The sequence below is a fragment of the Frankia sp. R43 genome, assembly GCF_001306465.1.
In the GTDB taxonomy this organism is placed as follows: Bacteria; Actinomycetota; Actinomycetes; order Frankiales; family Frankiaceae; genus Parafrankia; species Parafrankia irregularis.
Genome location: NZ_LFCW01000001.1, coordinates 1,251,213 through 1,264,467, shown reverse-complemented (window position 1 = coordinate 1,264,467; position 13,255 = coordinate 1,251,213). Strand labels below are relative to the sequence as shown.

15 protein-coding genes are annotated in these 13,255 nt (G+C 68.3%); 9 read left to right on the top strand and 6 right to left on the bottom strand.

Annotation, left to right across the window (positions count from 1 at the left end; all coding sequences use genetic code 11):
- The first annotated feature begins 61 nt into the window (after positions 1-61).
- The 3 genes from ACG83_RS04765 (at position 62) to ACG83_RS04755 (ending at position 3,147) form a co-directional block, all read left to right on the top strand.
- A complete protein-coding gene (locus ACG83_RS04765; protein ID WP_054564883.1) occupies positions 62-1,417 on the top strand; it encodes an NAD(P)/FAD-dependent oxidoreductase in 1,356 nt (451 codons plus the stop codon).
- Positions 1,414-2,124 carry a TetR/AcrR family transcriptional regulator gene (locus ACG83_RS04760; protein ID WP_200931270.1) on the top strand — a complete coding sequence of 237 codons (711 nt, stop codon included), beginning with the start codon at positions 1,414-1,416 and terminating at the stop codon, positions 2,122-2,124. The genes ACG83_RS04765 and ACG83_RS04760 overlap by 4 nt, the downstream gene beginning before the upstream one ends.
- Positions 2,125-2,223: 99 nt before the next feature.
- Entirely contained in the window at positions 2,224-3,147 is a 924-nt protein-coding gene (locus ACG83_RS04755) for an alpha/beta hydrolase (protein ID WP_054564882.1), read from the top strand.
- Positions 3,148-3,253: 106 nt separating this feature from the next.
- On the opposite strand, the gene ACG83_RS04750 is transcribed toward ACG83_RS04755, so the two are convergent.
- From ACG83_RS04750 to ACG83_RS04735, 4 genes are all read right to left on the bottom strand, one after another.
- Positions 3,254-4,942 carry a glycosyltransferase gene (locus ACG83_RS04750; protein WP_235497645.1) on the bottom strand — a complete coding sequence of 563 codons (1,689 nt, stop codon included), beginning with the start codon at positions 4,940-4,942 and terminating at the stop codon, positions 3,254-3,256.
- Between the two features lie 905 nt (positions 4,943-5,847).
- On the bottom strand, positions 5,848-6,030 hold the full coding sequence (locus tag ACG83_RS04745; RefSeq protein ID WP_054564880.1) for a hypothetical protein: 183 nt from the start codon (positions 6,028-6,030) through the stop codon (positions 5,848-5,850).
- A 24-nt stretch (positions 6,031-6,054) separates the two neighbouring features.
- Positions 6,055-6,828, bottom strand: a complete 774-nt coding sequence (locus tag ACG83_RS04740) for an IS5/IS1182 family transposase (protein ID WP_054564425.1) — start codon at positions 6,826-6,828, stop codon at positions 6,055-6,057.
- A 163-nt stretch (positions 6,829-6,991) separates the two neighbouring features.
- On the bottom strand, positions 6,992-7,513 hold the full coding sequence (locus ACG83_RS04735; protein WP_083473019.1) for a TetR/AcrR family transcriptional regulator: 522 nt from the start codon (positions 7,511-7,513) through the stop codon (positions 6,992-6,994).
- A 249-nt stretch (positions 7,514-7,762) separates the two neighbouring features.
- Here ACG83_RS04735 and ACG83_RS04730 point away from each other — a divergent pair, with 249 nt between their 5' ends.
- Positions 7,763-8,005, top strand: a complete 243-nt coding sequence (locus ACG83_RS04730) for a hypothetical protein (RefSeq protein ID WP_235497643.1) — start codon at positions 7,763-7,765, stop codon at positions 8,003-8,005.
- 32 nt (positions 8,006-8,037) lie between these two features.
- Here the strand turns inward: ACG83_RS04730 and ACG83_RS41995 are convergent, their stop codons facing one another.
- Positions 8,038-8,265, bottom strand: a complete 228-nt coding sequence (locus ACG83_RS41995; protein WP_083473018.1) for an AlpA family transcriptional regulator — start codon at positions 8,263-8,265, stop codon at positions 8,038-8,040.
- Between the two features lie 125 nt (positions 8,266-8,390).
- Here ACG83_RS41995 and ACG83_RS41990 point away from each other — a divergent pair, with 125 nt between their 5' ends.
- The 3 genes from ACG83_RS41990 (at position 8,391) to ACG83_RS04710 (ending at position 9,759) form a co-directional block, all read left to right on the top strand.
- Positions 8,391-8,843 carry a hypothetical protein gene (locus ACG83_RS41990; RefSeq protein ID WP_235497641.1) on the top strand — a complete coding sequence of 151 codons (453 nt, stop codon included), beginning with the start codon at positions 8,391-8,393 and terminating at the stop codon, positions 8,841-8,843.
- A 186-nt stretch (positions 8,844-9,029) separates the two neighbouring features.
- A complete protein-coding gene (locus ACG83_RS04715) occupies positions 9,030-9,371 on the top strand; it encodes a hypothetical protein (protein ID WP_054564878.1) in 342 nt (113 codons plus the stop codon).
- A 19-nt stretch (positions 9,372-9,390) separates the two neighbouring features.
- Positions 9,391-9,759 (top strand): recombinase family protein, encoded by a 369-nt coding sequence (locus ACG83_RS04710; protein WP_235497639.1) that lies wholly within the window; start codon positions 9,391-9,393, stop codon positions 9,757-9,759.
- 592 nt (positions 9,760-10,351) lie between these two features.
- On the opposite strand, the gene ACG83_RS04705 is transcribed toward ACG83_RS04710, so the two are convergent.
- Entirely contained in the window at positions 10,352-11,719 is a 1,368-nt protein-coding gene (locus tag ACG83_RS04705; RefSeq protein ID WP_054564876.1) for a hypothetical protein, read from the bottom strand.
- 727 nt (positions 11,720-12,446) lie between these two features.
- Between ACG83_RS04705 and ACG83_RS04695 the strand changes: the two genes are divergently transcribed.
- Together ACG83_RS04695 and ACG83_RS43900 are read left to right on the top strand one after the other, a co-directional pair.
- Entirely contained in the window at positions 12,447-12,917 is a 471-nt protein-coding gene (locus ACG83_RS04695) for a hypothetical protein (RefSeq protein WP_054564874.1), read from the top strand.
- Between the two features lie 136 nt (positions 12,918-13,053).
- Positions 13,054-13,197 (top strand): albusnodin family lasso peptide, encoded by a 144-nt coding sequence (locus ACG83_RS43900; protein ID WP_152991257.1) that lies wholly within the window; start codon positions 13,054-13,056, stop codon positions 13,195-13,197.
- Positions 13,198-13,255: the final 58 nt, after the last annotated feature.

Here is a 13,255-nt window from a genome sequence, read left to right as displayed (position 1 = left end):
ATGTGTCAGGTCAGTTCCTAGTCTGTGCCCGGCACCTCTGTCCAGTCCCCTGGAGGAATCCATGAACGGGCCTCGCACGGCGGTTATCGGCGCGGGCATCAGCGGCCTGACCGCAGGCAAGATGCTCGGCGACTACGGAGTGCCGTACACCTGTTTCGAGTCGTCCGACCGCCTCGGCGGCAACTGGGCCTTCGGGAACCCGAACGGGCACAGCAGCGCCTACCGCTCGCTGCATATCGACACCTCGCGGCACCGGCTCTCGTTCCGGGACTACCCGATGCCGGACGACTATCCGGACTTCCCGCACCACACCCAGATCAAGGACTATCTGGACGGGTACGCCGACGCGTTCGGGCTACGCGAGCGCATCGAGTTCGAGAACGGTGTGACGCACGCGGAGCATCTCGACGGCGGCGGCTGGCGGCTGGCCACAGCCGACGGGAGCACCCGTACGTTCGACTTCCTCGTCGTCGCCAACGGCCACCACTGGGACCCGCGTTACGCCGACTTCCCCGGCACGTTCACCGGCCAGACCCTGCACTCCCACCACTACATCGACCCGGAGAACCCGCTGCGGTTCAAGGACTCGCGCATTCTGGTGGTGGGCATCGGCAACAGCGCCGCCGACATCACCGTCGAGCTGTCGTCCCGGACGCTGCGCAACCAGGTGACCATCTCGACCCGGTCCGGCGCCTGGATCGTGCCGAAGCTCGTCGGTGGCCAGCCGGGGGACAAGCTCTACCGCACCCTTCCGTACGTGCCGCTGAACTGGCAGCGCAACGTGCTGCACTTCTTCAACATCCAGTCGGCGGGGCGGCCCGAGCGGTGGGGGCTGCCGGCCCCGAAACACCGCCTTTTCGACGCCCATCCGACGCAGTCGGCGGAGCTCCCCGTCCGTCTCTCCAGCGGGGACGTCACCCCGAAGCCGAACGTCAGCCGGCTGGACGGATCAACCGTCCATTTCGAGGACGGGACGTCCGGCGAATTCGACATCATCATCTACGCCACCGGCTACAACATCACGTTCCCGTTCTTCGACGAGGACTTCGTCAGCGCGCCCGACAACCGGATCCGCCTGTACAAGCGGATCCTCCTGCCGGGGCTGACCGACCTCGCGTTCGTCGGTTTCGCCCAGTCGACGCCGACCCTCTTCCCGTTCGTCGAGTGCCAGTCGCGCCTGGTGGCCGCATACGCGGCCGGCCAGTACCGCCCGCCGTCCGACGCCGAGATGGAACAGGTGATCACGGCGGATGAGCAGAAGTACATCGGCCGGATGGTCGACCGTCCACGGCACACTCAGCAGGTGGACTACTTCCTCTACGAGCACGACATGCGCACCAGGGAGCTGCCGCGGGGGCGGCGCCGGGCACTCGCCGACGGCCCGGTCCCACTGACCGCGGCGACGGCCCTGAGTTGAGCGGTGGACAGGCCGGCGTCGGCGATCCGCTCGACCGGCGCGCACCCCAGCGCGGTGACCAGCGCCGGGCCGCGATGATGCGGGCGCTGGACGAGCTGCTCAAGGAGCACGACCTCGACGAGATCAACGTCGCCGCGATCACGGCCGAGGCGGGGGTCAGCCGGTCCGCGTTCTATTTCTATTTCGAGGACAAGGCGGCCTGCGCCGCCGCGCTCGGCTCGGACGTCTACCAGGAGGTCCTGACTGCCACCCACGCCCTCATCACCACCGGCGGGCCGCCGAGGGAACGGATCGGCAGGACGATCCGGGCGGTGCTCACCAGCGGTGAGAAGCACCGGCACCTGATCCAGGGAATGCTGGTCGCCCGCCAGCGCAGCGAGACCGTCCGCAGACTGTGGGACGAGTACCGGGAGTCGTTCATCGGTCCGCTCGCGGAAATGATCGACGCGGAGCGGGCCGCTGGCACCGCCCCCGCCGGGCCGGACAGCCGGGCGCTCGTCACCGTACTGCTCGAGCTCAACGAGCGCAGTCTCGAACAGCTGAGCACGGGCGGTCCGCTCAGCGCGGATCAGCGTGCCGAGGCGCTGACGGCGATCTGGCTGCGCACGATCTACGGCACCGATCCCGATCCCGGCCCTGGCCCCGATCCCGGCTCTGGCCCCGAATCCGGCGCCGATCCCGATCCCGACGAAGTGACCAGCCCCTAGCCATGCCCCGGCTCGCCGCCGCCCACCCCGCCTCCGCCGCCACCGCTGCCGGCGGAGGCGGGTGGGTGACGGCGGCAAGCCACGACGATCGGACCGCAGATGACGAACACGCAGCTCACCTTCGAGGAACGTACGTTCCGTTCCGGGGACGCGGACTGCGCGGCCTGGTGGTTCCGGGCCGCCGACGACAGCCTGGCGACGGATTCCGGCCGGCCCGCCGTCGTGATGGCGCACGGGCTGGCCGGCACCATGGACTCCGGTCTGGAACCGTTCGCCGCCGGTCTCGCCGCGGCCGGGCTGGACGTCCTCACCTTCGACTACCGCGGTTTCGGCGCGAGCGGCGGCGGCCCGCGCCAGACGGTGTCCCTCGCCAGGCAGGCGGACGACTACCGGGCCGCGCTGACCGTGGCGGCCGGGACCCCCGGTGTCGACCCGTCCCGGCTGGTGCTGTGGGGGGAGTCGCTGTCGGGCGGCACCGTGCTGCAGGTCGCCGCCGGCCGGGCCGACATCGCGGCCGTTATCTCCATGGTCCCGCTGCTGGACGGGCCGGCCGCCGCGCTGTACGCGTTCCGGACCCAGCCGCCGCTGATGGTGGCCCGGACCTCCGCCACATCCCTGGCCGCCCGGCTGGGTGGGCTGGTCGGCCGCCCCGCGCCGATGATCCCGGTGGTCGGGCCGCCAGGCCGGCCGGCGGCGCTGACCCCGCCCGGCTACTACGACGACTACCTGGCGATCGCCGGACCGACGTGGCGCAACGAGGTCGCGGCCACCCTCGGCGGTGAGATCGGGCCCTTCCGCCCGGGCCGGACGGCGGCCTCGGCACTGCGCAGCCGCTGGCTGGTCCAGATAGCCGACTTCGACCGGGCCGCACCGCCGTACGCGACCGCGAAGGCCGCCTTCCGCGGCCGGGCCGAGGTACGGCACTACCCCTGCGACCACTTCGACCTGCACGCCGGCAAGCCGTGGCACGAAGCCGCCCTCGCCCACCAGGCCGCCTTCCTGCGCCGGGCTCTGCAGCCATAGGCACCCCGCCCGCCAGCCACAGCCACCGCGGCTGCCAGCCACAGGCGCACCACGTGCCAGCCGACACGCCGTCCGCCTCGGGAAGGACGTCCCCCGGGCCCTCAGGTCAGCTGGTGAGCAGGGCTGTCGTGGCGAGGCCGAGCACCGTCACCGCGATGGCGGCCCGAATGGGAAGCTGGGCCCGCTCGACCGCCGAGGATCGTTCCGAGAGCGCGGACAGCGGGCCGGCGATCATCGCCAGCAGGGCCCCCGCCCACACCAGGGCGGACAGGTCGGCCACGTCCGGGTCGAGCCCGACCACGACGATGGTGGCGATCAGCGCGGCGGCGAACAGGGCCTGGGGGAGCAGCAGAAACGACATCCGGGGCAGTGCGGTCTTCGCGGTGGCCCCGGATTCGGGGCGGCCGGCGAGCACGACGCGGACGAAGGCCAGCGCGTAGAGCGGCGCGTTGAACAGGGTGCTGGCGATCGTCCGGTGCGCGCCGCGCAGGCCGGTGTGGCGGGCGACGACCAGCATCGACCCGACCAGGTAGGGCAGGGCGTGCAGCACGTAGTCGGTCAGCGAGACCCCGGCGGCGATCTGCACCCCGGCCAGCGCGTTCATCGGCGGCCCGAGCAGGAACATCATCTGCGCGCACGCCACCAGGTAGCCGACGCCGGTGTGCAGGTAGTGGGCGCGCTGCCAGCCGGTCAGCCCCGGTTTGCGCAGCGGATTGTCGAACAGCAGCAGGCGTAGCCCGTCCATCGCCCACCGGCTGCGCTGCTTGGCGTACTCGGCCGCGGTCGCGGGCGCTATGCCGACGGACACCGGCTGCGGGTGGTAGACGCTGCGCCAGCCGCGGGAGTGCAGCTCGTAGGAGGTGTGCAGGTCCTCGACGATGTTCCACTCGCTGAACCCGCCGGCGGCCGTCAGGGCCGAACGCCGGTACAGGGTGCCGTTGCCGCAGGAGGAGGCCGCGCCGTCCCGGTCCTTCGCCGGCTGCACCGCCCGGTACAGCATCGGTTCGGCGTTGTTGAGGACGTCGTACCGGCCGACGTCGAAGCGCTGCTCGGTGCAGACGAAGCCGACCTGTGGGTTGCGCAGGTAGCCCAGGACCCGTTCCGCCAGGTCGGGGACGGCGACGTGGTCGGCGTCCAGCGTCATGATCGCCTCGGAGCCGGTGCGCGCGAGGGCGTGGTTGAGATTGGCCGCCTTGCCCTTCGCCCCGGTCGTGCGGGTGAAGCAGGTCAGCCCGAGCCGGGCGGCGAGCTCGTCGATCTCGCGCCAGTTCTCCCGGCGGGCGATCCGGCCGTCGTTGAGCACGTAGGTGCGGTGCGGGTAGTCGATCGCCAGCGCGGCCCGCAGTGTCGCCTCGACGATCTCCACCGGCTCGCCGCAGACGGTGACGAAGACGTCGAGGGTGCCGGTGGGCGCCGGCGGACGCCGCACCCGCCCGGGCCGGATCCGGGATGTCATCACCGCCGTCCACACGATCGTGAGGTAGCTGGCGACCTCCGCGCAGTAGAAGAGGAACCCGGTCACCCCGGAGCCGCCCAGGGTGCCGGCCCGCCAGGTCAGGTACCCCGCGCCGATCAGGATGACCGCGATCGCCAGGCCGGGCCCGGTGACGGCCGTGAGCCGTCCGACGGGCACCCGCTGCCAGGTGTCGTCCTCCGTCAGCGGCGCGGGACCGGCGAGGGTTTCGAGCGCGGTGGCGCGCCGTGCCGCGGGGCGTGTCGCGATGGACGTCCGCAGGTTGGATCCCTGTGCGGTGGACCCCTGTGCGGTGGGCCCCGGTGCGGTGGACCTCTGCACGGGAACGGGAGGGGCTGCCGGAATCGTGGTGTTGACCGCTGCGGGTCCGGCGGACGCGCCTGGAACAGTGGAAAAAGCGGGTGCCCTGGACAGGGAGGTGGCGCTCCCGCTGATTCCTGACAACTGAGGCCGCACGAAGCCGTTTTCCACCGCCCAGGACGTGACGTCGTGGTCATCCGTACTGTTTGTGTCCTCGGGCCGGGCCTGGTCCACCACACGATCTCCTCTCGGTGTTCGGCGGCATCCTCCCATCTCGTCTTTTGTTCGAATGCACCGCCTGGTGGCCGGCTCGGCCCGCCCATGAGAAATCGACTGCCTTCTGGGGGTTCCGTGCGCGGGGCGCGTAAATGTCCAGAACATGGCATTAGGGCCGGCTTGGCCTGTACGGGTTCCACGCCCCGGCATCGTCTGATCCGCGGCATTCCGACATGCCGTTAAATTCAGGTGATGAGGATGTTGCTGTGATCTTCTGGATCGAGTGCGGCGGGTGAATGCGGTTGCGTAAGTGAGAAGCCCGTCGCAGGCGTCCGGGATGTGGCCGGGGCCCTTCGGGGCAGGTTGGTCGTCCGTGGCCGGGCCGTCATCCGCCGTAGATCGTGATCATGTTGGCGGCCGGTGAACACCCGACGCCGATGCGCCGTAGCGTCGAAGATCCGCATAGGCTGGGTGGCGTTAGGGGGACTTTTGGTCGCCGGGCGAGCCTGTCGCGGATCCCCGGGTTTCGGCTCGGCTTCCATCCATTGTCGCTGTCGCTGTCGCTGTCGCTGTCGAGCAAGAAGTGATGATTTCGGCTGCTACAACGACCGGAATCCTCGTTTCTTGCGGATTGTCAAACCGGCTCCGCCCTGTTTGCGCCTGTTGAGGTGAACTGCTGGCGCTGGGTGGCGGTGCGGAATCCCGGTGGATCATTCAATGCAGGACAGTATTCTTTCGACCTCGTCTTCGGTCGGTGCCGCAGGTGCGGCCGTACCTACCCGGTCGGAGTCCTGGAGCATGAAGCCGTCGATGATGGATTCGACGTAGCGCCGCCAGAGATCGGGGCGTATGTCGACGGGGTAGCCGAGATTTCCCGTGAGCAGGAAGATCATTGAGCCTTTTCAAAGTCGATTTTCCTAAAGGCCCTCACTGGAGAGGACGAGGACGGCCTGGGCGAAGATGCCGACGCGGCGTGGGCAGCCGCGGAAACGGTCGAATATGTGCCAGTTCTTGAGGACCGCGAATCCTCGTTCGCCTTGCGAGCGGGTGGTGGCGTGGGTCCAGTTGGTCTCTTTGTCGCGGTCGGGGAGTTCCCTGTTCTTGGGTTTCTTGACCGGGACGAGGAGGCGGTCACCCTCGCCGCCGACGTAGCCCTTGTCCGCGTAGAGGTAGAGCCCCGAGCGGTCGATCAGATGGAGGACGTCGTGCATCCGGGCCGCGGTGAGGTCGTGGACGGAGCCGGGAAGTCCTTCGGAGATCCAGAGCAGCCGACCGTAGGGGTCGGTGAGGCCCTGCAGGTTGATGCCGTGGTACTTGTGCTTGCCCGAGTAGTACAGCTTGTTGTGCGCACGGACACGGTTGGTACGCACGACGGTGCCGTCGAGGATGAGGAAGTTGCTCTGGGTCCACGCGAAGGTCCAGACCGCGGCGAGCAGGGTCCGGCCGTGGGTGGCGAGCAGGCCGACGGCCTCGCGGATGTAGTTGTGGACGGTGCCGACGCTGACCTGGAAGCCCTCGGCGAGGTGCTCGTAGCGTTCACCCTTGCGGAGGTGGGCGAGCACCAGGAGTGCCTGCTCGCGTGGGGGCAGCTTGCGCCAGGTCCGGCGCTGGGCGCGGTCCTCGGCCAGCAGTCCCGTGAGGAAGGTCAGGGTCGACTCGGGCAGGTCGACGACACCGGGGTAGGTTAGCAACGGAAGTCCTCGGTCAAGGGCACAGTGGAGTAGGAACCCTGTGATCTACCGGGGACTTCTCTATTTACGGCATCCCTCCGCCCGCCGCCCGACCAACTATTGCCGTCGCCAGATGATGGAACGGCCCGAGCCGGTTCCCGTTCAATTCGTCAATTGGTGACCCTTAACCGCCGGGAGAATCAGACAAACCAAGATTGAAAAGGCTCATTGGAAAGTCGGTGGCGGTGAAGTCATCTCGGAGGCGACCGCTGGCCCTGGCTCGGGCCACGATGCGCGTGATGACCGGCAGCAACCGCTCGCGTGCGAGCTCCTGGTTTCGTTTGGCGGCGGACATCATCGCCTGCCACAGCGCACGGTCGGAGAAGTGGTACTCGCAGGTGCGAACAATCGCCGCGCGCAATGCCTCGATCGGGTCGGCGACCTGCTCGGCCGCGAGCATGATGTCGCGCGCGGTGTCGAACCGCTGCTCGATCAGGGCGCCGAGTAGTGCTTCCTTGTCGGCGAAGTGCCGGTAGACCGTGCCGACCCCCATGCCTGCCGCGGCGGCGAGCTGATGGAACGTGACGTCGAGTCCGCGGATGGCGATGAGCCTGTCGGCGGTCTCCAGCAGGATGGCGCGATTGCGTACCGCATCCTTACGTGCACGTGGAGCGTCGGAGCCGCTGACCGTAGGTGTGGCGGACATGGGTGCATTCACTCCCGCGGGTGGGGTCGATGTCGTAAGGCTAGCTACCCGGTGTAGCGGGCGGGTCGGTAGGCGGTGGTGCGTCGAGTTCTACGGACCCGGGGCTGGGCCCAGCGCGACCGATCTGTCGATCAGTGTGCTGCTCGTCGTGAACAAGGCCACCACTTCACAAGTGGACCGGAGGTGTCCGCTTCCGTTAGCTTGGCTGAAGCGGACCGATGATGTCCACTTCGATCAGGCGGGATGGTCATGTCGCTAACAGGTACGGAAGCCGGCGTCGCAACACAGGCGCCGCCACGGGCGGACGGGGGCTCCGCCAGCCTCACCGACAAGCGCTGGTGGGTGCTGTGCGTGCTCGGCCTGGCCCAGCTGATGGTCGTCCTGGACGGGACGGTGGTGAACATCGCGCTGCCATCGGCCCAGCAGGCACTGGACTTCAGCAACGACCAGCGCCAGTGGATCGTGACGGGCTACGCAAGTAGTACGTCGTAGCAACGTCTGACCTGTGTCTTTGGGTCTGCCGGCTAGCCGGCGGGGTCCGGCGGCTGGAGGTCTGTTCGCGCTCCTCGTCCTGGGCGGCTGGCCATCCACGCTTCGAAAGTCGACGTCTTCCATCTCGGCCGGTCGGGCACGGAAAGATCGTCCGGCTCAGGTAGTAGCCCTTTGTTGCGGTAGTTACGTAGCGTTCCCGGCTTGATGCCAGCGCGCTCGGCCATCTCGCGATAGCCGATCAACGGATCTTCCTCCGCCACGTATCTCCTTGTTCGCCTGAACTTTGGGACGCTTCGTCTTATAGTTGATGGTGTTGGCGGTTCCGGTGGGTGTTGGCGCACCCCCCGGAACCTTGATCCTCACCTGCGGTGACAGGAGATGACCCGTGACCAGTATTCCGCCTTCGGGTGACCGTGGTAGCCGGGACCCGTACCGGGGCCGACCGTTCGTCACGGTCAATCCTCGGCCACGTGGCGTGTTCGACGTGACGGTGCGGTCGGGTGCGATGCTGCGGGACCTCGTCGACGTGACGGCGACGCTGCCATCGGTGGTGTACCTCGACCATCGCTCGGTGGCTCCGGGTGGTACCGACGTGAGGATGCGGTTCCGGACCCTGGGTGACGGCACAACGGCGGCAGCCGGCGGGTGGGTGCCAACCCTGGATGTCCCGGGCAACGGGGGGTGGACCCCCTATCAGGAAGGGCTGCAGACGCTCATGGTCGCCGTGCCGGAAGGTCCGACCGGAGAGCGGTTGTGGGGTGAGCTTCTGACGCTCGACCCACGGAGCGTGGTGGCGCTGGCGGACATGGTCCGCAACCGTCGGCGCGCGCGCATGTAGCCCTCGACCGTCGGCCCTGCGGCCGGTATCCCGTACCCGGGGTGCCGGCCGCTCGGCGTTGATCGACTGCGTTCACAACGTATAGCGAAGTTGCGACAATTGATCTACAGAACAAAGCGGCCCGGTCGGTGCGGGAACACCGGCTCCGGGCCTCGTCCGAAACCTGCACGAACAGGAGTCGAACGTATGTCCATGGTGCCACAGAACGTAGTGCCGGTGCGTCCCTCGGGGGTGCCTGCGGTCGGTGTGGTCGGCGCGGAGGACCCCCGCGCGGCGCTGATCCTTCCCGACGGCGTTGTGCTGCGGATCGATGATCACGGCGACGGTCCGGGAACGGCCGGTTTCCTGGTGGAGCTGGCGAACGCATGTCTGGCGGCGGCGGACATGTTCCTTCCGGTCGGGGAGGATGCCGGTCGGGAGGTGGCTGAGGTCCGGGAGAGGCTGCGGTGGGTCGGAGCGGCGGTGCTCGTGGCTCGGCTGCGGGTCGCTTCGGTGCGGGCTCGGCTCCGGCGGAACGGGGGCCGGTGAGATGGCGGCGGTGCGGGCGGTGAGCTTCGTCCGGGATGACGTCTCGGCGTTGGACCGGATGATTCAAAGGTCGGTGTTCCTGTGGTCCTGCCGTACGCGGGGCTGGGAGGCGGGCCCGACAGAGCATCAGCAGCGTGAGGGGCTGTGGGCCTGGTCGCGGGTCCTGCGGCAGATCAACGGCGGGGGCTGCCAGGTGGTGATCGTCGACACGGTGGATCGGCTGGCGTCAAGCGACGTTGGCCGTAACGCGGTCCTGGCCCTGCTGCGCCGTGAGGGCGTACGCCTGGTGGCGGAACGCGATGGCGTCGATACGGGCGATGCGGTCGGGCGTGCCCTGGTCGACGATCTGATCAGTCCTCCGGGGCCGCGACCGTTCGTCGGGTTGTAGCGGGCTGAGGCGGTCCGGTGGCCTGTGGGCTTGCCGGACCGCTCTTTGTTCTTCACAGTCCTCGGGCTGAGCTGATCTCCTCCGTCGGCGGGCAGGCTGGGCCTTACTCCGGGTTCTCCGGCCGTGCATGAGCGCCCACGCTCCGTACACTGCTGGGTGCTGTGCGCTCTTGCGCGGTCGGGGGTTCCGGAGTAACCCCCTGGGGTGTCCGTCGGCGGAGGCGATCAGCGGACGTTCGCGGCCCCTCCCCCTCCTCCAGAGCGTGGGCCGGGGTTTGGGGCAGAGCCCCAACAACATGGGGCGTAGCCCCGGAAATGAGTCGCCCGAAGGGCGTCCCTCTCTATCGCCAACCGGATGCGCGGCCTAGCTGGTGTACAGCGGGTGGTCTGACGCTCCGACGGGCCGACGCATCCGACACACCCGGCAGGCCGACGCACCGGTGGGGAGCCGACCGAAGGGAGGCGGGGCCCCACCGCGTGCGGCGAGCCTGCCGGGCGGGGCGAGTGCGGCGCGCGCGGCGTGTGCGGCAGGTCACACGCGCGCGCCGTCGGCGCGCCTTGAACCCGTACAGACGATTAGCGACGATCTTGAACTACTCGGGAATCCGGGTTGTCGGGGTCACCTGGCAGTAGTTCTCGACCTCGGCTGCAATGTCGAGTGCCTGCGGCGATCGTCCGTACCGCTGGTCGGTCAGCGCACCTTGAATGCGCTGCATGAGGGTGCGGATCCCGTGGTTGCGGCGCTGGGCTGGGATGGCTAGGACGGGCCGGAGGGCGTCTTGGGCGCCGTCGACGTCACCCCGGCGGGTGCGAGCCAGAGCGAGGTTGATGTGGGCCCCAGCTCGGCTGCCGTAGCTGGCGCTACCTGCGGCGGCGAACGCTTCCACGGCGTCCATGGCCGCCTGCTCGGCGCGTGGGTCCTCGGGGAGTCGGGTAAGGGCATCGGATGCGATGAACAGTTGGACGGCTACCGGGGTGGAGAGTTCACCCCCGATCTCGTCCAGGTCGTCGGGACGGGTCCGCTCGCGGAGGTCTACGGCTCGCGTGATGGCGGCGTGGGCCCGTGCGCTGTCGCCGAGTGCCGCATGGGCACGGGCTGCCTGTACGGCGGTCTCTATCGCTGCCGTGCCGTGAACGAGGTGGAGGTCTGCTTCGGCTGCTTCGATGTAGCGCAGTGCCTCGTGTGGTGCCCCTGTCCAGTAGGCGGCGCGGGCCTGTTCGGTGCGTACCCAGATGCGCAGGCCGGGATGATCTGCCCGGTCGGCGCACAGGTAGGCGACGCGGGCGTAGATGTCGGCGGTTGTGTGCTGGCTGAGGTCGACTCCTGCGCGGGCGAGGAGGCCGGAGGTGATTGCTGCGAGAAAGTAGAGGTCCCGGGCCTGGTCTGGCGGAGTTGGGCCGTCCAGGAGTCTGAAGGCGACGCGCTGTGCGTCGAGTAGCGGGCCCACAAGGTTCGTCGCCTCGGTCGGGAACGCGATGGCGAGGCTGCGTACCTGTTGGTGGAGGAAGTCGAGAACTTCCGGTCGAGCCGCGGCCCGTTCGGCGTTGACCAGGAAGTTAAACGCCTCTTCTGATTCGGTCATGATCCGCCTCTCCGGCCCGTCGGTATCGGGCGGGCGTGAAGCGGTGTACCCGCCGATGTCTCCAGAGTAAGGCGGCGGAGAGGACGCGGCCCGGTCACTGGGAGAGTCGGCCTGCTGCGGAGTCGTCTGGGCCTGCTCGGCGGGGAGCCGGTGGCGGAATCCCAGGTCGGCGTCTCCAGTGCCGAAGATGTGCCGGTAGCTGGCGCGGTAGTCGGCGCCGGGGTAGGTCTGTCCGCGTTCGTGCTTGCCGATGACTTCGGCAGTCGCCAGTGGCGGGGTGAAGCTTCGTTCACGGGCGCTGTCGACGTCGATATTGCGGATGCGTTCGGCGAGCGTGGGGAGGGTGAGCCCGTACTGAAGCCGATGCCGGCGGAGCACAGAGGGGTTCCATCCGGGGTGCTCTGTCGCGCGATGTGGCGTCACGGGTGCCTCCCAGAACAAGGGGTTGCACGAAGCGTAGCGGCCCATGTTCGGTGGCGGACCGGACGGCCGGGAAGTCACCGTGGATTCGGCTGGTCGACTGATCATTTGACCTGCGATTCGACTGGTCACGTCAACCGGACAACGGCTCTGATCGCCGGACGGGCCGTCGGTGACAGCCGGTTACTTGACGTGGCATCTGTCCTTGGGCGCGTGCGGAATCCGCGTTGAACTTCTCGTAGCGGCCCTGGCCGGGCTTGGGGCCGTCCCCCCGGCCGGTGCCGTTGGGGGCCTGGGGTGCCGTGGCTGGAGTGCGCAGCATTCCGGGTCCGGACAGGTACCGGGAGTTCGCGGTCTGACGGATGCGGTCGGTGGAGGTGGGAGCGATGAAGGACGAGGACAGGTACGACGTCGACGACGACTGGGAGTGGGATGACGAGAACGGGTATTCCTACGGGGCTCGCGCGAATGGTGAATCTCCGGGACGTGATGACCCCGTCGGGAGCCTTCGCGCTGGTAGTGCCGGGCGCTCAGGTGGTCGCCCCATTCGCGGATCTGCGGTCGATGGCGAACTATGCCCACCGGCACGGGATCACGATTCCGGGATACCGTGCGCTTCCGTTCCTGGACTTGAGGATGATCGCGAGCCTTTGAGGGATCGGGCTCTTCGTCCGGGGCCCGAGCAATGGTGAGTGGGGCGGTCACGGCCACCGGGTGGGAATTTCACACGGGCCAGCTCCCGGAGTTCGTTCCCTGGCACCGCGACGGTTTGATCATCGGCATGCTTCCAGAGCCGTTGCGGGCGGACAGCGAGGCACAGGAGATGCTGCTGTCCGACCAGTTGGCGGTGGACGAGGAAATCATGGTGGGGGCAAGTATTGGGATTGCCCAGCTTGCTCCGGTGGGGCTCGTGCTGATGCACCGCAGGTTCACGTCGCTGATGGAATCCCGGGTGGCGTGGGCGGTCGGTATCCGGCTGCGGCGACAGAGGATCATGGCAGGTGAGCTGCCCCGGATCGTGATGGCGGGATCGAGACCGAACCCGGATGTGACACCGGACGGAGTGACGTTCAGTTTGCATCGGGTGCGCCTGCGCGACCACGAAGTGGTGTTGCCGATCGACGTGTGGGAGATCCATTTCCCTGCTCTGATTTGAAGGTCGACGCTGCGTCATAGTCAAGAATGACGCTCCGGTGAGCCTTCACCCAGATCCCCCGATGCGGAATCGGCCGCTGTCGGGTACCCAGGCGCGGTGTTGGCCGCGCAAACACCAGGAAAGGTAGGGCGGAAAAATGGTGACGGTTGACTTCCAGCCGCACGACGGCCCGACGGAAAAGGCTCCGGTGCTGCTGGTGAGCCTCGGTGAGGCGTCGATGGTGACGCTCGGCCAGGGCAAGGGCAGCGCGGAGGACAAGCGGAAGGCGTACAACAGCTAGTCCGCGTCCTGCTGGTGCCTGGTTCTGCATGGGGCCAGGCACCAGTACGTTCAGGAAG

Excerpts from the sequence above, each read along its gene's own strand:
- ACG83_RS43900 (WP_152991257.1), top strand. The coding sequence starts at position 13,054 with ATGGTGACGGTTGACTTCCAGCCGCACGACGGCCCGACGGAAAAGGCT.
- ACG83_RS04735 (WP_083473019.1), bottom strand. The coding sequence starts at position 7,513 with ATGTCCGCCACACCTACGGTCAGCGGCTCCGACGCTCCACGTGCACGT.
- ACG83_RS04715 (WP_054564878.1), top strand. The coding sequence starts at position 9,030 with ATGTCCATGGTGCCACAGAACGTAGTGCCGGTGCGTCCCTCGGGGGTG.
- ACG83_RS04755 (WP_054564882.1), top strand. The coding sequence starts at position 2,224 with ATGACGAACACGCAGCTCACCTTCGAGGAACGTACGTTCCGTTCCGGG.
- ACG83_RS04730 (WP_235497643.1), top strand. The coding sequence starts at position 7,763 with ATGTCGCTAACAGGTACGGAAGCCGGCGTCGCAACACAGGCGCCGCCA.
- ACG83_RS04765 (WP_054564883.1), top strand. The coding sequence starts at position 62 with ATGAACGGGCCTCGCACGGCGGTTATCGGCGCGGGCATCAGCGGCCTG.
- ACG83_RS04695 (WP_054564874.1), top strand. The coding sequence starts at position 12,447 with ATGGTGAGTGGGGCGGTCACGGCCACCGGGTGGGAATTTCACACGGGC.
- ACG83_RS04745 (WP_054564880.1), bottom strand. The coding sequence starts at position 6,030 with ATGATCTTCCTGCTCACGGGAAATCTCGGCTACCCCGTCGACATACGC.